Source organism: Aquimarina litoralis (assembly GCF_039523995.1).
Taxonomy (GTDB): domain Bacteria; phylum Bacteroidota; class Bacteroidia; order Flavobacteriales; family Flavobacteriaceae; genus Aquimarina; species Aquimarina litoralis.
The window spans coordinates 1-19,587 of record NZ_BAAAGE010000005.1 but is presented as its reverse complement, the minus strand read 5'-3'; the positions used below and the strand labels follow the sequence as shown (position 1 = coordinate 19,587).

14 protein-coding genes are annotated in these 19,587 nt (G+C 31.5%); 7 read left to right on the top strand and 7 right to left on the bottom strand.

Annotated features, from left to right (window positions below; genetic code table 11):
* The first annotated feature begins 190 nt into the window (after positions 1 to 190).
* Positions 191 to 649, top strand: coding sequence for an MORN repeat-containing protein (locus ABD077_RS21010; RefSeq protein WP_343914194.1), 459 nt, complete (start codon positions 191 to 193; stop codon positions 647 to 649).
* 58 nt (positions 650 to 707) lie between these two features.
* Here ABD077_RS21010 and lysS read toward each other — a convergent pair whose 3' ends face one another.
* Positions 708 to 2,396: a lysine--tRNA ligase gene (gene lysS, locus ABD077_RS21005; protein WP_343914193.1), complete on the bottom strand. Its 1,689-nt coding sequence runs from the start codon at positions 2,394 to 2,396 to the stop codon at positions 708 to 710.
* A 447-nt stretch (positions 2,397 to 2,843) separates the two neighbouring features.
* On the opposite strand from lysS, the gene ABD077_RS21000 reads away from it, so the two are divergent.
* The gene (locus ABD077_RS21000; protein WP_343914192.1) at positions 2,844 to 4,004 is read left to right on the top strand and encodes a TolB family protein; all 1,161 of its coding nucleotides are present in this window, start codon (positions 2,844 to 2,846) and stop codon (positions 4,002 to 4,004) included.
* A gap of 234 nt (positions 4,005 to 4,238) precedes the next feature.
* On the opposite strand, the gene ABD077_RS20995 is transcribed toward ABD077_RS21000, so the two are convergent.
* The 3 genes from ABD077_RS20995 to ABD077_RS20985 form a co-directional block, all read right to left on the bottom strand.
* On the bottom strand, positions 4,239 to 5,120 hold the full coding sequence (locus tag ABD077_RS20995; RefSeq protein ID WP_343914191.1) for a hypothetical protein: 882 nt from the start codon (positions 5,118 to 5,120) through the stop codon (positions 4,239 to 4,241).
* 101 nt (positions 5,121 to 5,221) lie between these two features.
* Positions 5,222 to 5,713 carry a DUF1573 domain-containing protein gene (locus ABD077_RS20990; RefSeq protein WP_343914190.1) on the bottom strand — a complete coding sequence of 164 codons (492 nt, stop codon included), beginning with the start codon at positions 5,711 to 5,713 and terminating at the stop codon, positions 5,222 to 5,224.
* A 135-nt stretch (positions 5,714 to 5,848) separates the two neighbouring features.
* On the bottom strand, positions 5,849 to 6,907 hold the full coding sequence (locus tag ABD077_RS20985) for a response regulator transcription factor (protein ID WP_343914189.1): 1,059 nt from the start codon (positions 6,905 to 6,907) through the stop codon (positions 5,849 to 5,851).
* A gap of 116 nt (positions 6,908 to 7,023) precedes the next feature.
* On the opposite strand from ABD077_RS20985, the gene ABD077_RS20980 reads away from it, so the two are divergent.
* The 3 genes from ABD077_RS20980 (at position 7,024) to lipB (ending at position 8,765) form a co-directional block, all read left to right on the top strand.
* The gene (locus tag ABD077_RS20980; protein WP_343914188.1) at positions 7,024 to 7,182 is read left to right on the top strand and encodes a YqaE/Pmp3 family membrane protein; all 159 of its coding nucleotides are present in this window, start codon (positions 7,024 to 7,026) and stop codon (positions 7,180 to 7,182) included.
* 105 nt (positions 7,183 to 7,287) lie between these two features.
* On the top strand, positions 7,288 to 8,067 hold the full coding sequence (locus ABD077_RS20975) for a hypothetical protein (protein WP_343914187.1): 780 nt from the start codon (positions 7,288 to 7,290) through the stop codon (positions 8,065 to 8,067).
* Positions 8,067 to 8,765 carry a lipoyl(octanoyl) transferase LipB gene (lipB, locus tag ABD077_RS20970; protein WP_343914186.1) on the top strand — a complete coding sequence of 233 codons (699 nt, stop codon included), beginning with the start codon at positions 8,067 to 8,069 and terminating at the stop codon, positions 8,763 to 8,765. The genes ABD077_RS20975 and lipB overlap by 1 nt, the downstream gene beginning before the upstream one ends.
* Before the next feature lie 146 nt (positions 8,766 to 8,911).
* Here lipB and ABD077_RS20965 read toward each other — a convergent pair whose 3' ends face one another.
* The 3 genes from ABD077_RS20965 to ABD077_RS20955 all read right to left on the bottom strand — a co-directional run bounded on the left by ABD077_RS20965 (position 8,912) and on the right by ABD077_RS20955 (position 13,119).
* Positions 8,912 to 9,877: a Kelch repeat-containing protein gene (locus ABD077_RS20965; protein WP_343914185.1), complete on the bottom strand. Its 966-nt coding sequence runs from the start codon at positions 9,875 to 9,877 to the stop codon at positions 8,912 to 8,914.
* A gap of 84 nt (positions 9,878 to 9,961) precedes the next feature.
* Positions 9,962 to 12,430: a hypothetical protein gene (locus ABD077_RS20960; protein ID WP_343914184.1), complete on the bottom strand. Its 2,469-nt coding sequence runs from the start codon at positions 12,428 to 12,430 to the stop codon at positions 9,962 to 9,964.
* 86 nt (positions 12,431 to 12,516) lie between these two features.
* Entirely contained in the window at positions 12,517 to 13,119 is a 603-nt protein-coding gene (locus tag ABD077_RS20955) for a ribonuclease HII (RefSeq protein WP_343914183.1), read from the bottom strand.
* Between the two features lie 139 nt (positions 13,120 to 13,258).
* Between ABD077_RS20955 and ABD077_RS20950 the strand changes: the two genes are divergently transcribed.
* Together ABD077_RS20950 and ABD077_RS20945 are read left to right on the top strand one after the other, a co-directional pair.
* Positions 13,259 to 15,340 (top strand): putative porin, encoded by a 2,082-nt coding sequence (locus ABD077_RS20950; RefSeq protein ID WP_343914182.1) that lies wholly within the window; start codon positions 13,259 to 13,261, stop codon positions 15,338 to 15,340.
* A 935-nt stretch (positions 15,341 to 16,275) separates the two neighbouring features.
* On the top strand, positions 16,276 to 19,062 hold the full coding sequence (locus tag ABD077_RS20945; protein ID WP_343914181.1) for a helix-turn-helix and ligand-binding sensor domain-containing protein: 2,787 nt from the start codon (positions 16,276 to 16,278) through the stop codon (positions 19,060 to 19,062).
* Positions 19,063 to 19,587: the final 525 nt, after the last annotated feature.

Genomic DNA, 19,587 nt, shown 5'->3' with positions numbered 1-19,587 from the left:
AACTAATTTTGACTATCCATTCATTTTTTTTACTCTAGACTTTCCTTTTTTATTTAGCGGTAATATTACAATCTGTTAAAGCTATGTTCTTTTTTTTAGCTAGTTTTTTTAGGGTTAAACCATAAAAAATAAGTTCATTATTGTAAGTAGATTCCTACATCTATCGACCCAATTTAAAAAGAAAACACAAATGGGAAGAAAATTAATAGTAATAGGATTATTCCTTACAGTCGTATTTGCTGGTAAAGCACAAGAATTAAATTATCCAGTTGCAAATAGTAAATTACCAGATGGATGGCATAAATTTATTAGTGCAGGTGCATATTATGATGTAGAAATTCTTCAAGGATATTTAGTAAAGGGTAATGTCACTTGGTTTGATAAAGCTACCTATTCTGGGAGTTTTAGAAATGATAAAATTTATGGAAGAGGAACGTATACCTGGCCAAATGGAGATAGATATGAAGGATCCTTTAAAAATAACATGCGACATGGTAAAGGAACTATGTATTGGGCAGATGGTACTAAGTATAGCGGAAAATGGAAAAATAATTCCAGAAATGGTAAAGGGAAATTATTTAACAATGAAGGTAAGCTTACAGACGAAGGTGTCTGGGAAGCGGATGTTTTAGTATCTAGCAAAAAATAAAATAGCTTTGATATTTGAATACCAAAGCTATATTTTGCTTTATGAAATAAAGGATTGTCTATAGTAGGTTTACAAATAACCCTTCTTCGGTTTTGTCTACACTAGCTAATTTGTTTTTCGTTAATCCTTTAATGGTTTTATCCCATTTTTTATTACTTAATCCTGATTTTGATTTTAATTCGCTTAAATCCATAGGAGAAGTATCTTTTAAAATTGCTAATACTGCTTTTTCTTCATCGGTAAGAGGGATAGCCTTTTTTTCTGGTTTCATCTGTGGGAAGAACAATACCTCTTGTATGGATTGATTGTTGGTTAAATACATAATCAACCTGTCCATTCCAATTCCCATTCCAGAAGTCGGCGGCATTCCATATTCTAAAGCTCGGATAAAGTCGTTGTCGATAAACATAGCTTCGTCATCTCCTTTTTCGCTAAGCTTTAGCTGTGCTTCAAAACGTTCACGTTGATCAATAGGGTCATTAAGCTCGGAATATGCATTGGCAATTTCTTTACCGCAGACCATTAATTCAAAACGCTCGGTAAGATCTGGGTTATCTCTATGTTCTTTACATAATGGACTCATTTCTTTCGGATAATCAGTAATAAATGTTGGTTGGATATAGTTTCCTTCGCATTTTTCACCAAAAATCTCATCAATCAATTTCCCTTTACCCATGGTGTCATCTACTTCGATCCCCATGCCTTTAGCAGCTTCTCTAATTTCTTCCTCAGTCTTGCCAGTTATATCAAATCCTGTAAAATGTTTGATAGAATCTGTCATTGTTACACGAGCATATGGAGTTTTGAAATTTATCTTATGTTCTCCAAAAGTAGCATCTGTAGTACCGTTTACCTCGATTGCACAATGTTCTACTAGATTTTCAGTAAACTCCATCATCCAATTGTAGTCTTTATAAGCTACATAGATTTCCATAGCTGTAAACTCTGGATTATGTGTGCGATCCATTCCTTCATTTCTGAAGTTTTTAGAAAACTCATAAACACCTTCGAAACCTCCAACAATTAATCTCTTTAGATATAACTCATTTGCAATACGCATATACAAAGGGATATCTAAAGAGTTATGATGCGTTATAAAAGGACGTGCAGAAGCGCCACCAGGAATTGGTTGTAATATTGGTGTTTCTACTTCAAAATATCCTTTAGAATTAAAAAACTCTCGCATAGCATTAAAGAGCTTTGTTCTTTTGATAAAAACATCTTTAACATGAGGGTTTACTACTAGATCTACATAACGTTGACGATATCTTAGTTCAGGATCTGTAAAAGCATCATATACCTTTCCATCAGCATCTGTTCTTGGTTGTGGTAATGGTTTTAAAGTTTTACTTAATAATTTGAAATCTTTAACCATTACAGTTTTTTCGCCAACTTGTGTAGTGAATAATTCTCCTTCGACACCAATAAAGTCACCTATATCCAGTAACTTTTTGTAGATGTCATTGTATTTTGTTTTATCGTCATCAGTACATATTTCATCTCTGTTAAAATATACCTGAATTCTTCCATTAGAATCTTGGAGCTCAGCAAAAGAAGCTTTCCCTTGTATTCTTCTAGACATTAATCTTCCGGCAATAATTACCTTTTTTCCTTCTTCAAACTTCTGTTTAATATCTTCAGAGGTATGATCTACAGGAAATAATGCTGCAGGATATGGATTGATACCTAAATCACGTAGAGATTTTAATTTTTCTCTTCTTACAAGTTCTTGTTCTGATAATTGCATAATGCTGCCGTTTTAAGCCTGCAAAGATACAAAGTATGATATAATCTTTCAATTGATTTTTAAGTATTGTACTACTTTAAAATATTGAGAAAAGGAAGCTTAGTTTTATTCGATACGAATTATCAGAAATATTGAAAAAAATGGGTGTTTTTCCTCTTGTGTATACTGTGATTTTTTTTAAAAAGTAATTTCCTACACCTGTTAAATTATAAGTGAAATTCAATTTTTCTTGTTTTTTTAATAGTTTATTTTATTAAGTATCAGTACATTGTCACAAGTAACACATAGTGTGTGCAACTTAATGCTATGGGGATAGCAGCATCATAATTCTTATAAAAACAATTTTTTCCTTTACTGCTCTTAGATAAACTAAGATCTCTTTGGGTACACTTAATTTTATAATAATTGGGATATACGGTTGTACGTGACCAACAAAAAAGTAATTTAATGACATCGCAAAAAAACCTTTTGGGGCTGGTTTTTTTCTGTTTAATGAATTCAACATTTTCTCAACAAAGACAATCTTCTATAGTAGCTTACGCATTAGATGAAGACGGTGTTGTGGAAACAGCCAATCTAAATTATCAAGATACCTCTTCGATGGTTGTTGCTAACCATAAGCAACTTTCAAAAAGGTATCGACTTTTATCTGATAAAGTTTCGAAACCTTCAGCATCGAATTTTGTATTAAAAACTCTATCTTTTAATTCTAAAAACTCAGATTATGCGCCAAGTTTTTATAATGGGGAACTGGTATTTGCTTCTTCTAGAAATAAAAAATCTGTAACTATGATTCTTCAGGAAGGTTCTAATGAGCCTTTTTTGGATTTATATAAAACGAATAGGAATATCCCTAATAAAGGGATTACGAAGTTAAAAGGATCCATAAATACCAAATTTCATGAATCCTCAGCAACGTTTAGTCCGGATGGAAAAACAGTGTATTTTACGAGAAATAACTATGTAAAAAGAAAAATTAAGAGCAGTACTAAAGGTTGTGTGCTTTTAAAAATTTATAAAGCAACATACGATGATGGTAAGTGGAGAAATATACAGGAATTGCCTTTTAATAGTGATGAGTATTCTACTGCACATCCGGCATTAACGCCAGATGGAAAGTTTTTATATTTTGCAAGTGATATGCCGGGGAGTTATGGTAAATCGGATATATACGTAGTAGCCGTGCATGATGATGGAAGTTTTGGAACTCCAGAGAATTTGGGAAGCCTTATAAACTCTGAGGGTAGAGAAACATTTCCTTACGTAAGTGATAAAGGGAAGTTGTTTTTTGCGAGTGATGGCCATTTAGGATTTGGAGGATTAGATATTTTCATGGTATTGCCGATTCAACAATCAGGTTGGAAGGTTTGTAATATGGGAGAGCCTATTAATAGTAACAAAGATGATTTTACTTTTATTATAAATGAAAAAGAAAGAATGGGATATTTTGCTAGTAATAGAGATGGAGGAAAAGGAGGAGATGATATTTATGGTTTTAGACAAATGATTTCGTTAGAAGAATACGAGTATTATGTGCCTAAAATTAGGAGTAAGGTAAAAAGACATTTGAAACTAAAACCAGTTGAACACGAGATCACTTCGTTCTGAAAAAAGAAAATTTTAGAAATTCATAATTTAAATAAATCTACTTAAAAAAGCATTAAAGAGAATGAGAGTGCTATAAAGTATCCAACACCTAATTCTTTTTTTGTGATGTTTCTGATCATATTTGTTGTGTTGGTTTCTGTGTATTGCGAAGACATAGGGTTTATGACCTTGTTTTATAAAAAGAAAAAAGTGGATTTAATCCACTTTTCTTTTAATTAGCTTAAACTCGTTTTACTAAAGAGATTTTTTTAATTCCTCAACTCTTTTACTTATTTCGGAGTCCTCTTTGATTTCTAAAGATCGTTCATAATTTGTGATAGCTTCCGACATATTGTTAGTTATTAAAAATTTGTTCGCAAGACTGATATAAGCATCTGATTCTTTTGGAAAAAGTAGAGTATTAAGTTTTAATACTTCTATAGCGTCTATTGTATTTCCATCAAAAAATAAAACATTTGCATATGTATTTAATTCATAAATGCTCGAGAGTTCATTTTTTAGATTACTTATAAGTTGAACGTCTTTTGATAAAGAATTAACTCCTTTTTTTGCTATTATTTCATGTACTCTAGCGACACCCGAATAATTTGGGACATATGACTTTGATATGATTTCTTTGATATCTGCTTCCAGTGTTTTTATTGGTTCCTCTACAATTCTATTTACCTCTTTACCGTCTTTATAAAAAATAAAGGTTGGCACTCTATGAATATTTAAACCCTCGTGTTCACCTCCAATACTTTGTTTATAATGTTCGCGATCTGCTTGCACTGCTATACACGTTAATCTATCTAACGGGAAACCTGCTGTGTTTAAAGTTTTGTAAAAACGAGGTACTTCTCTTTTACTATCTCCACACCAAGTTCCCATAAATATTTGTATGGTATATTCTTGTAGGCTATCTTTTATTGTTGATATTATCTTTTCATTGGGACTGTAAGCGTCATAATTTTTAGTAAACCAAGTGTTATAAGGATCACTATTAAGTTTTTCAAAATTGATTTTACCAGTAAGACTTCTAACTCCTTTGGCATTAGTAATTTCTTGATTAAATGTTTGTGAATAGCAAACAGTTCCTAGTGTTAATATCCATAGTGATAGTACAATTCTTTTCATAATATTGATGATATTGAAAATATAGTAATGAAGATGATCATTTGATCAATCTTGTAATTTTAATAGTTTGTAAGAGTTTTTTTTAGTTATTATTTCCGAAATCATTTACTTAATGGAACTCCAGAAGTAGTGTTTTTAATCTTTGGAGTAACCATCGCTTTTATTTTTAAAATGTGTTTACCGATGGCTGTATTTGTAGTAATAGTTACCTGTTTGTTTTGATGGTTTGGTTTTCCATTGGTGTTAAAGGTAACTAGCATTTCACTTGTTGCTCCCGGAGCTATTGGTTCTTTCGACCAGTTAGAAACTGTGCAACCACAACTCCCTTTTGCGTTTACAATTACTAAGGGAGCATTGCCTGTGTTGGTAAAAGAGAAGTTGTGTTTTAGAATGTCACCTTCTGTTACAGTTCCAAAATCAAATTCTGTTTCTGTAAAAGTCATCTGCGGAACCGCATTTTTAGTTGTAACGGGTTCTGAATTTGTAGTCATTGCTATCGAATTGCTAGTGCTGTTTTTTTGCAGGTCTGAGCAAGAACTAATGGTTATGCATAGAATAATAAATGTGAATGCGGTTGTAATGTTAATTTTCATGTCTTGATAATTTTTTAGGATTATTTTTTTGAATTCTGTTTTGTTCAAAATTCTAGACATGTGCCTTAAAATGCAATGAAATAGGGGTGGAAATAGGTACTAGACCCCAGTTGGAATTTTATAATTAGCAGCTAATCACTTGTTTTTGTATAACGCCTTTAACTCTTCTCGATTATCAACTTCAATTTTTTTGTAGAGATTATTGATATGGGTTTTAATAGTGCTAACACTTAGGAATAGTAAAGATGCAATTTCTTTATTCGTTTTATTTTGCAAAATGAGATCTAAAATTTTCTTTTCCTGTTGTGTCAGTTTTTCCTCCAACGCAGTACTATCGCTATTTTTTGTTTTTAATTTTAAGAATAGTAAAATATTTAGTGTAATCGAAATAATTAGAAAGAATATAATCACCCATGACCAATAAGATGTGTTTTCTTTTTTAATAGCTATAGAAAATTTATCAGCTGCTAATTCGGTCTCATATTGTTTGGTATAAGGGCTATTAGGATACTGTTCTTGTAATCGTTCTAATAGTTCATCATAGTAGGTGTTCTGTTTTAGATCCTGAAGATAATAGGTGTATAAATTATTGGATTTGTTAGAGAGGAAAGCATAAATGTATAACTCCGTAAGCGACTCATCTTGTTGTTCTCCAAAATCTTGTAAGGTTTTAAACCATTTAATAGAATTTACCTTTCTATTTGCTTCGCTTCGATATGAGCTAAATGCATACCTCATGTTTTCTATTAGAGAATCTACTTTTAGAAATGTATTACTACGCTCGTTGGTGGAAATGATTTCGCAAAAGGCTTCTTCTTCTTTAGTAAATGGCAATGAAATCTTATCATCATTTTTGGCAATAAATAGAATTTCCTGACTATTTAAACAAATCCCGTTAAAATGAATAGTAGCCTCTTCTTCCGAGCAATTATCTGTATGAATTCGGTATATCCTATTTTTTGTAGGTAGATTATTTTCAGTAAATACAAAATATCCTGTCGAATCTGGATATACTTTCTGTATAATTTGTTCTTGGTATGTGCCCGACATTTTTCTGTAATCCTCTATAAGCGATAGGTATACATTGCTGACTTTGCTTTGTTGATCCACGTATCCAGAGAATTGATATTGACTCCAAACATTGGTACAACAAAACGTTAGAAAGATCCAAAAAATATTTTGTATCCATTTCATAGAATATATTCTGTGTATTATAAACTAATCGAAGATAAAAATAATTTTAAGATAGTAGTGTAACATAATAGGAGATAAGACTACCTATAATTATATTATTTAATCTATTTTTGCTTATGAGTATTTTGCGAGTTTTATTATCGATTTTTTTTCCACCGCTAGCCGTATTAGATAAAGGTTGTGGATCAATTATAATCGTACTTTTATTAACCTTATGTGGATGGGTTCCAGGTGTAATTGCAGCGCTGGTAATTTTAAATAACCCTAACAAATAGTTAGTGTCATTCACTACAGTTGGAAATCCTCATTAAAAAGTATAATAGCAAATCACAGTTGTACATGATTTTAATGAATTTTCAACAAATAAAAATTTTAAATAGATGAAAAAAGTATCCCTTTTGGTACAGGTGTTTTTAATGGCAATTCTTTTTGTAGGATGCCAGTTTTCAGAGGATTTACATATTAATGAAGATGGAAGTGGAAAAATAGCCTTCAGTTTTGATGGTTCTGAGTTGCTTAAAATGGCTGGAGACAAATTAGGAGAAGGTCTGGGAGAAGAACAAAAAGAGGAAAAGGCGATAGATACTTTAATGGTATTTAAAGATTACCTAGAAGAAAAAAAGGATAGTATTTCACAATTACCAAAAGCGGAACAAGAGCGTTTGAAAAAGTTAGAAAATTTTAAAATGCATATGTTCATGGATCCCAAAACGATGGAGATGAACTTTGATTTGTATTCTGATTTTAAAAATGTATCAGATTTAGGGAATATTTTTAATGATTTTAAAACCGCTTCTTCTTTAGGAGGTAAAAAAGCAGGTAGCTCTGTGGGAGCTCCGGGAGATCCATTGTCTAACACTGAAGGAGATGATCCGACCAAAGTTTCATATACTTTTAAAGGAAATAAATTTAAAAGGGTAACTGAAATTCTTGATGAAAAACAATTGAAACAAGGATTAGACAGTTTGGAACAAATGAAGATGTTTCTAGCAAGTTCTAAATATAAAATCAAATATCATTTCCCGAGAAGGATAAAAAATATTTCTTCTAAAGAAGCATTATTTAGTCAGGATGGGAAAAGTTTTACCTTAGAAGTTGGATTTATTGACTATATGGAAAATCCGAAGATATTGGATGTAGAGGTAGAGTTGGAAGATTAATGAATAAGAAGATTGAAATACGAGAACTGGGTTTAAAGGATTTTAAAGAAACCTGGGATTATCAAGAAAATCTTTTTAAAGGAATTCTGGATACGAAAATAAAGAATAGACGAGAAGATGCTAATCTCGATACCAATAACTATTTTCTTTTTGTAGAACATCCACATGTATACACTTTAGGGAAAAGTGGCGATATTAGTAATTTGCTTTTAAATGAGGAGCAGTTACAACAAAAAGGAGCTACTTTTTATAAAATAAATCGAGGAGGTGATATTACCTATCATGGACCGGGACAGGTTGTGGGGTATCCAATTTTAGATTTAGACAATTTCTTTACAGATATTCATAAATATCTTCGCCTTTTAGAAGAAATGGTAATACTTACCTTAGATGAGTACGGAATTAAAGGGGTTCGTAGTGATGGAGAAACAGGTGTTTGGTTAGATGTGGGAACTCCGTTTGCTCGTAAAATTTGTGCTATGGGAGTCAGAGCCAGTAGATGGGTTACGATGCATGGGTTTGCATTTAATGTAAATGCAGATTTAGGATATTTTGATAATATTATTCCATGCGGAATTAATGACAAAGCGGTTACTTCTTTACATGTAGAATTAGGTGTAGAAAGTGTAAATATAGCTGAAGTAAAAGAGAAACTGTTGAAACATTTTAAAGTCTTATTCGAAGCAGAAATGGTATAACGAAAAAGCCGAAGTAATTTTTACTTCGGCTTTTTTGACTAAAAACTAAACAAATCGAATAGATTGAGGTTGATTTATATCGAAATCTTTAAAATGATTATAATGGTAAACTATTTTCTGTGTGATTGATTCATATGCAATCCATATCAGTCTTCCCTAATACTCCATATTTTTCCGGTAACACCACCATCAATTCTACCACCAAACACCCATAAAGCATCATTATAGTATAAAGTATTATGGGCAACTAAAGGTTCTAACGGATTGCTTCCATCGTATTTGGTCCAATTTTCTAAATCGGATGAATAGTAGATGTCATTGGTAAATAGATCGGTAGCAGTTCGACCTCCGATGACCCATACTTTGTTGTTGTATACCGTGGCAGTATGGCCATTAATTCCGGGAAAGATTGTGCTATTGTTAGTAAGTAATGTCCAATCTCTACCATTAGTACTTCTCCATATTTCATTAAGTTTGGTACTACTAATGTTTTCACCACCAATTATATATATGGCATTATTAAAAACAACAGCTTTATGGGATACTCGACCAGAAAATGCATTAGGAGTTTCCTCTATCCAAGATGTTCCATCGTCTGTAGACCATACTTTGGTATTTTCAGTTACAGGATCACCAGCAATTACATACATTCGGTTATTGAAAACCACCGTCTGATGATAAGCTACGGCTCCAAAGGGAGCTATACTAGAAATTCCTTCAGAATTTGCAATATGATTTTGCCAATCACCAGCATTATTTTCTCCGCCAATAAGCCAAAGTTTATTGTCAAAAACAGTGAGTGTATGTCCACAAAGTGGTTGTTCTAAATTGTCTACCTCAGATACCCACGCAATGCCGTCTGCACTGGTCCACACATCATCACTATATTCCATACCATTGGTATAGCTATTGTCTCCGCCAGTGGACCAAATCTTTTCGTCATAAACTGCCATAGAATTACAAAAGAAATCACCCATTTGATCTTGGTTGGTTTCTAGATTAAAGGTTAATCCTGACGCAGGAGGAGTGGCTAAAATACTATCATCATCAGTATCACAAGAGAATTGAAATGATAAGAATATAAATAGAAGTAAAATTCTTGAATTTTTCATGACATTATATTTACGTTGTTTCACATTAGTGATACATCATATTAAAATGTCAACAAAAATCTTTTTAGAATTTGAAAACAGACATTAATTTATTTGATAAATTAGAATACTGTTGTCTTCTCCTTGTACAGCAAATTCAAGATTTGGATCTTTATCCATATTTCCTAAGCTAATAATAGAATTTCCGTACACCGGAAAATTCGGAAATAACTCGGCATTACTATCATATAAGTATACCTTTTTGGATTGCTTATCTGTAATGGCTACATAAATTTTATTATTGATGTAAAATATCTGTGGTTTTGTATACACTCCGTAGTCTAGTTCTAGCGTGTTTTCTTTAATAGTTAACTTGTTTTCCGAAAAGGTAACTAACGTTTTGTTAGTCGAAACTAAAGTAGCATTTGGGTCCAATTCCTTGTCGGTTATATTAACAGAACCATCTGATTGAATCTGAATCAGTTTTCCATCTTTCGCAGTAGAAGTAAACTTATTCTGATATTGTTGCCATTGGTTTTTAGAAAAATCTATCGATTGCTTTACGTCTACACGAGTTCGGCCTAAACGATCTAGAATATTTATTTTACCATTTTCCTCAGAGATTAAAATATAGTCTTTACTACCAATTCTAATATGTTTTGGAGGTAAAATAATATTAGTTTCAGTTCCATCAAAACCAAATCCAGATACCACATTTCCTTCTGCATCCAACATGCTAACTTTGTTTCCTTGTGTTACAACAATACGGTAGCGCTTATTTTTATCATAATCAAATAAAGAAATGGGATGCGTAATAGTTTTTTCGAATTTTTTAGGATAAGAAGTAACATCTTTACCATCTCTATCGACTAAGTATAAAGTGTTTTCGGTATTAAAAAGGAGCTGATATCTACCATTTTTATAAATGTCAATTTGTTGGATATCTCCCATGATAGCGCCATTTATCTGTTTTTTCCAGAAGATGACTCCCTTATCAGAGATTAGATAAAGATTATTGTCCACATCTTGTACGGCGATATCCATTCCTTTTGTCCGGTGATTTTTGACCAAAATAGGCCTATTCAGAATTTTGTTTTCTAAAGTGGTTGATGTTGTTTGCGTAACAGAGGTTGCAGAACCTTTGGTAATATCTTTTTGTATCACACCATGGATATGAGCAAAATTACTTTCTTTAATAAGTTGTAAAGCCCCGATTTGATAGCCTTTAGTTTTAGTTTCGCTCCATTGTTTTTGTTGAGATTCTTCGATATTACTACTTATATATTCTTTTAAATACTTTACAGTTCCTACAATCAATATAGAAGATTCATCAGAAAGTTTTTCTAATGTTTTTGCGTAATATGGTTGTTCTTGTAATACGGTTTTGTTAAGGATGTTAGCAATAATGGTTTGTAAGGTATTTTTAGAAGAACCAAATACAATCTGATTTTCATAAGAGAAATAGTATTTTGCTTCAAATTCAGGGATTAAAGGTTTTAGTAATCCTGAAAACGTGGTGTTTTCTTCATAACTAAATATATTTATATCTCTATACGAACCTGAAGGACTGCCTGCTAATTGTTCTAAGGTGTTTTCTGGAGCTAACGAGGTAAAAGTTAATGCATCGTCATTTTCTAAAAATATCATTCCAATTTCTGAAATTCCCGAAAACAGTTCGTCTAGATCATCAGGAATATTTTCTATTTCCCTTTCCTGGGCTAATGCAAGGTTTTTCTTTAGTGTATAGAAGTCATCATAAGTAAATGATACAAAACCATTGGCAGTGATGGGCGTGATACTAGCGATTCTGTTTTCTTGGGCGGTAGTATTGTCAAAAATGCCAATGGTAGTCGATAAAGAGTCTTTTTCTATGGCAATTCCATCTATGTATAATGCATTCTGATCTAGTTTAGCATCTACCGAGATCCATCCACTAAAATTTGACAGCGCTATCAAATCTTGGTTAGGTATTAACGAATTGTGTATTTCTTGCAGTTGTTTTCCATTTGCGATTACAGCCACTGGGTTTTTTGCATCAGAAACTTCGTAAGCTTTCATAAGGTCATCACTAACCGGAATTTTGTTTTCTTGCTGGCGAATAGCGTTTTCAATTAATATCTGAGAAGAAGAAGCAATTAATAAGCTATCCTGTTTGGTAGCAAAAAAAGTATCATTGCCAGAAGTTATTTTATGTATGATTTTATTAGAATAATTGATGTTTTCTATTGTTTTTTGATCCAAAGAATCTTTATTTATGATCATTGGATCGTATGTAGAAATATACGTATACTCAAAATCATTCTTACCGATTGGAGAAAAACATAATAGGCCACTAGATTGGTCTACTTGATTTAATATGGGAAGTGTTTTAAAATAGTTGAATAAATCAAGATTTTTATTTTTCTTGAAAAAGTCATTATCCCTTAGCATATTTTTTGTTTGCTCCAGATCATTGATTTTTATAATCACCTGAGCATCTTTGGGGATATAATCAATAAGAGTATTTGGTTCTTCGGTAGTAGTGTTACAAGCTAAAACAATTGTGGAGATTAGAAGTACAACTATTTTTTTCATGTGTTTTGTTTTCCTTTTTTATTCTTGGTTTTGTAATAATTTGGTTGTTTTTCTATCTACCAAATATTCTCAGTTGCCAAAGATAATTATTTGAACTCTAGTGATAACTGTTCTGGTAATAATCTAAAACTTTTTCTGTGGTATTTGGTGATACCATATTTTCGTATTGCTTCTCGATGTTCGGCAGTTGGGTATCCTTTATTTTTTTTCCAATTATACATAGGAAATTCTTCATGGATCTTTTCCATATATTCATCCCTATAGGTTTTTGCTAAAATCGATGCTGCAGCAATATTAAGATATTTACCATCTCCTTTTATAACGCAGGTATGTGGTATATTATGATATGGTTTAAATTTATTTCCATCTACAGAAATATGTTCTGGCTGAGGTGATAATTGAGCTATAGAACGTTGCATGCCTAGAATAGAAGCGTTTAAAATATTTATTTTATCAATCTCTTCCATATAGATATGTGTCACACCATAGGTAATAGAACAGTCTTCTAGTAGTGGTCTTAGTTGCTTTCGTTTTGCTTCACTAAGCTGTTTCGAGTCATTTAAGATCGCATTACTGAAATCATCGGGTAAAATAATAGCGGCAGCAGTAACAGGTCCTGCCAGACAACCACGACCTGCCTCATCTGTTCCACATTCTATGAGATCAGGTTTTAATTTTAATTCGAGCATATTACGAAGATAATGTAAGAACAGAACATCAGAAAACTATTTTTGAGAATCAAGAAAAAAACTTAGCATTAAAACGAATAATTCATAGCTATTGACTTTCGTTAAAAAAGTATATTTTTGCCAACAGTTTACGATATAGATGAAAAAGAATTTAGTATTTATAATCATACTTCTAATAGGTTCCATTGCAAGTGCTCAGGAAGGTAATGAAGAAGAGTTGAATGAAGTAAGAACAAATGAAAAGAAAACTCCTGATTTTGCTCAAAAAAAGAAGCCGTTTACAAAGAAAACCAAAAGTAAACCTCCAATTACGGATTATAAGATCATAAGTATTAAAAATGATACCACTTTTGTGGATACTACCTTAACAATCCAAAGGGATTATAACTTCAATTATCTGAGAAGAGATGATTTTGGATTACAGCCGATAAATAATGTCGGGCAAACTTATAATAGTTTGATTAAAGTAGAAGAATATAACCATTTATTACCTCTTTTTGGGGCAAGAGCAAGGCATTTTAATTTTATGGAAGCGGAAGATATTCTGTATTATAATGTTCCTACGCCTTTAACTGAATTGTATTTTAAAACTACTTTCGAACAAGGGCAACAGTTAGATGCGTTTTTTACCGTAAATACATCTCCTAGGTTAAATCTATCGATTGCTTATAAAGGAAATAGGTCATTAGGAAAATACCAACATGCACTTACGAGTACAGGTAATTTTAGGGCTACCGCAAATTACAGGACTAAAAATGATAGATATAGTATACGAACTCATTTTGTGTCTCAAGACTTATTAAACGAAGAGAATGGAGGGCTCTCAAAAACAGGTCTAAATCAATATCTTAATAATACTGAAGAGTTTAGAGAAGAAGCTGATGAATTTTCAGACAGAGGGTCTATAGAGGTGAATTTTGAAAATGCAGAGAGTATTTTACTTGGAAAAAGGTTTTACCTGAATCACAAATACGATATCTTAAAAAAAACGGATAGTACTAATACAAATATAGCCGTTGGGCATATTTTGGATCTTACAGATAAATCTTTTCAGTTTGATCAAGCAGCTCCAACTGATCTTTTTGGAGAGTCTTATGATTCTGACGCTTTAGTAGACAAAGTCGCACTTGAAGATTTTAGTAATCAATTGTTTGTAAATGTAAATAATAATTGGTTGGGTAGTCTAATTGTTAATGCAGGTATTTCAGACTATAATTATGGATATAATACAATTCTTACTTTAGAAGATGGGACGGATATTACCAATAGAATTAAAGGAAATATAGTTTCTGTGGGAGGATCTTATCAAAAATACTATAAAGGATTTCAACTTGCTGCAGATGGAATGTCAATTATATCAGGCGATTTTGATGGGAATTATCTGAATGCTTCTGCAGGATATCAGCTTGGTGATTATGGCCTGCAAGTAGGTATAAGCTCCAGTTCTTCAGCTCCAAATTATAATTTTCTTTTATATCAGAGTGATTACGTAAATTATAATTGGCAGAATTTTAATAATACTGACGCTACTAATGATTTTAAAAATGTAGAAACTCAAAAAATTCATGCTAATGTGCAGGTTAAGAATTGGGCAAATATAGAAGCTAGTTATTCGACCATTGATAACTATACATATTTTACAAAGAACACAGATTCTATTACAGTTCCTGAACAGTATGATGGTAGTTTGAATTTATTAAAGCTTAAGCTTTCTAATAGTTTAAAATTTGGTTGGTTAGGTATCGATAATTCAATAGTATATCAGAATGTTAGTAATGCAACCAATACCATAAATGAAGTTGGAGATGTAAGAACCTTCGAAGTGTATAATGTGCCTAATATCGTTACTAGAAATAGTGTTTATTATCAAGACTATTGGTTTAAAAGAGCTTTGTTTTTACAAACAGGTGTAACTTTTAAATATTATTCGGAGTATGATGCGGATGGTTATGATCCTATACTCTCAGAGTTCTATGTACAAAGCCCCAATGAGATTGAATATTTTGACAATATGGGTACGGATGGGGATACTACTCAAACTTTTGGAGGCTTTCCTCAGTTCGATATCTTTTTTAATGCTAGGATAAGACAAACACGTATCTATTTTAAAGTCGAGAACTTTGGAGAAGCTTTCAGTCAGAACAATGAATTTTCTGCCCCTGGATATGCTCCTAGAGATGCCGTGATTCGTTTTGGTTTAGTATGGAATTTCTTCCTGTAAAACTTTTGTACCAATATGTCTTAATAATTGATCTAGTGAATTACTACATCTATCATCAATTTCAATAATAATATCCAAGTTTACTCAAAATCTTTTATAAAATTTATTTTTTTCGATTCAATAAGACTGTAATAATAGAGTTTTTGGGATTATGAGCTTATTGAAAGAATCTATAATACTATGTATATGGATTAGGATCTACGTTTAAGGTGGATAAGGATACTTTTTTTAGTTTAAACATTTGTTTTTCAATTTTTTAACAGGCTTTTTGATTTTTTGTATTTAAGAATGATTTCTTGATTGTATATATATAGTTAAGATTAAGGGATTGATACATTAAATGCAATTTTATTGTAGTTTTGATAAAGGTTAATGAAGAAAATAAAGTATTTGTTAATTATCCGATTCTTTCTTTTGGTTTCGTGCAATAATAATAAAGTAATTTTTAAGATAGAGAGATTTTAAATATATAACCATTCCGAAATGGTTAATAGATCAATTAAGGTTTCAAAAAAAGCGTTATGAAGAGAGATATTTGTTGCTTATGGATTATTTACCTAATACAGTTTAATTGAGTTAGCCGAATTAAAAAAGAGAGTTTAGGTTCTCTTTAAGGTTGTCAAGGATTGTATAGAAACAAGAATAGTTCGATCTCAATATCGATCTTCTGTTTGAATAAAAGAATAGAATTTCAATAATTTAGATTAGTTGTTTTAAGATGCTGGAGTGAGTAAGCTTTATGTTCCTCCGGCATTTTATCGATCCTTTTCTTAAAGAAATTAAGGAAATATTGTTTACTCAATTTTAGTTAGTTTGTCATGGAAGTTTGCCAGAATAGTACTTTTTTACAGTTCCTTATTCTAGCGATTCTTTAAGATTTTTCATGAGTTTTTAGTATATTTGGAATACTACCCTTAGTGTAAATACAGCGTTTAATGAATCGTACTTGCCTGTTAATTTTTTTATTACATTTTTTTTCTTTCTCCCAATCTATTGAAAATAAAATTCAGTATCAAATTACTCATTATGATACAAAGTCTCTTGGTTTCGGAGCACAATCTTGGGATATAGAACAAGATGAAAATGGGTTGATTTATATCGCCAATGAAAATAAAGTGTTGGTATATGATGGCAGTGAATGGAATTCCGTTGAAACAAACAACGCTATGGCAAACAGAAGTCTTTTTGTTAAAAATAAAGACTCTATTTATTTTGGTGCTGATGGACACTTTGGATTACTAAAAAATAAAGAAGAAGCGTATAATGATTTTGAAATTTATTTTTTAAATAACATTAATAAACAGCTATCGGATAAAACTGAAGAATACTGGAGGATACATCAGTTAGACAACGAAATCGTTTTCCAAACATTTAGTAATCTATATATTAATCAAGGAAATATAATTACAAAAATACCTGCCCCCTGTTGTTTTAAATGGAGTTATATGGTGGGTGAAGAATTGTTTGTCAATGATTATGAAAATGGAGTTTTTAAGCTATCCGAGTCAAACCTTTCTAATGTGTTTGATGATGATCAGTTAAATGGGAATATAATCGGAGTTTCCAGTTTTGATAATGAGATGTTGCTTATTACAGATACAAAAGGTTTGTATCTTGTTAAGAATGGAAAAGCAACATTACTTCAGTTCTCCAGATCAAGCGAAATTAGTAGTGCACAGATTTTTTCTTTTTTAAAATTAAATGATGGTAGAATTGCTTTAGGGACCGTAACAAACGGACTTTATATTGTGGATCTCAATTCCGGGTATGTTGAAAATATTAATAAATTAAAAGGCCTTCAAAATAATACGGTGTTATCGATTTTTCAGGATGATGAACATAATTTGTGGCTAGCATTAGATTATGGAGTTGATTATATTAAATTAAATTCTTCCTTAAAATATTATTATGACTATTATGGTTTATTAGGAACAACTTATGCGGCAGTAAAAAATGGTGGCTTCTACTATTTGGGAACCAATCAAGGATTGTATACGCTAGATGAGGAGCCAACAGATATAGAGGAAGATTTTAAACTGTTGTTGAATGGACAGGTCTGGAATCTTACGTCTATTAATGATGAGATTTGGGTTGGTCATGACAAGGGAGCTTATCTTGTACAAGATAAAGATCTTATAAAAATAGGTTCTAGTAAAGGAGCTTGGGATTTCAGAGAATATGAGTTTAGTGAAGAAGAGTTTGTTTTATCTCCTAATTATAATGGTGTCGCTTTATATCAGAAAGAGAATAATGACTGGCAGGAATATCAGCTTAAAGGTTTTAACAAATCGGTTAGGTATTTAGAAGTCGATAGCCAAAATAATATTTGGTTAGCCCTTCGCTCCGAAGGAGTTTTTAAATTTAAGTTAGATATAGATAAGAAAACTTTAATACAGCAATCCTTCTTTCCACTAAGTGATTTTGAAGGAGTGGTATTGTCACTTTCGAAAACTAAGAATGACATTATAATAACATCCGGATTTCATATGTATACTTATAATGCTGAGAATAATTCTTTTGCAGAAGAAGCATTGGGAATGAATAAAGGGTATGCGCCTAGAATTATAGAAAAGGATACGGAGACTTGGTATGTGGATAATGAAAGTGTAGTAATTGATACTGGAGATGAACTAGTCAATTTAGAAGAATTACAAAATCAACTAGTACCAGATGTTTTGAATGTTTTTGAATTAGATGGAGACAAAGAAATTATTCCAATATATGGTGGTTTTTCTGCATACATCCGAAATAAAGAAGTTTCTGTTAAAAATACTAGGGAAGATGTTCTTATTAGGGATTTTGTGTCGGTTAATAGTGATATTTCGTATGCTAGAAAGTCAAGAATCCCATTTAAAGATAATGACCTTAAAGTAAAATACGCATTACCACTTTTTGGTAAAAAGGTGTTATATCGATCAAAAATAAATAATGAAGGATGGAGTGATTGGACAGTCTCTCAGGAAAGGATATTGTATAATTTAACGGAAGGAGATTATACGTTACAATTAAAAGCCAAATATGATGATGTAATAAAAGAATCTTCTTTTTCTTTTAAAATTAGCCCACCTATATACAGAACGCCATTAGCATACATAATATATGTATTACTTTTTTTAACTCTAGTACTGGTTGGAATTTTTATAAGTCGATATAAAATGAAAAAGCAGAAAAATAGACTGATAAAGCTAAAAGAAGAAAAATTACAAAAGCAAGAACAAGAGTATAAGGCACAAAAGATTGAGCAGGAGCGTAAAATTATTGAACTCAAAAATTCCAAATTAGAAGATGAGATAAAAGCCAAAAGTAGAGAGCTTACTCAAGTAGCATATGTAAATCTTAATAAAAATAAGATTCTTAAAAAAATTAGAGATAAAATAGTGAAAATACAAGAAGCTCCTAACGTTAGATCGCATGATAGTAATTATATGGATTTGCGTAGGCTTGTGGAATACTATATAACAGACAAGGAAAGTAGGATCTTTAAGATCAATTTTGATAAATCCCATCAAGAGTTTTACGAAAGATTGTCCAAAGAGTACCCCGGTTTAACTTCAAAGGACCTTAGATTGTGTGCATACCTTAAAATGAATTTGTCTTCAAAAGAGATTGCGCCTCTTCTTGGTATAAGTCCGCAGAGTGTAGATGTAAATAGGCATAAGCTTCGAAAAAAGCTGCAATTGGACTCAGAAGATAATTTGACAAATTTTCTAATGGTTTTTTAGAGATATGCATTTTAAAGGAGCCCAATTATTAGTTTTTCTTATTATTTGCTCTTTTGAAAGTTTAGAAATTATTTTTTTTGATTTGTAACTTTAATGTTTAGAGTGTTTTACAAAAAGGTTAAAAAATAGTTGTATTTTTTTGTTGTTGAAAGGAAAAAGGGTTGTATGTTTGCACCCGCAAAACGGAATAAGTTTTGAGAGTTCATTGAGAGAGTTTGGTTTTTTTGAGGATGTTTTTAGAAATTTTTAGTTGATTAAAAATTTTTTTAAAAAAAAGTTCAAAAAAGTTTTGCGGGGAATAAAAAAGCGTTTTATATTTGCACCCGCTTTGAGAAACAAGCCAAGTTCATAAGAATAGAAATTATACTGGAGTAGGGCAAAAGAGATTTTGTTTTTAAGGTTCGATTCCTTGATAATTATCGAATACAGCCAGCGATGAAGATTGTGTTGGGTTGTTGAAAAAGTTCATTGATTTATTGATTGACAGCGCGTATTAATATTGGTTTATACTGATATTATTACAAT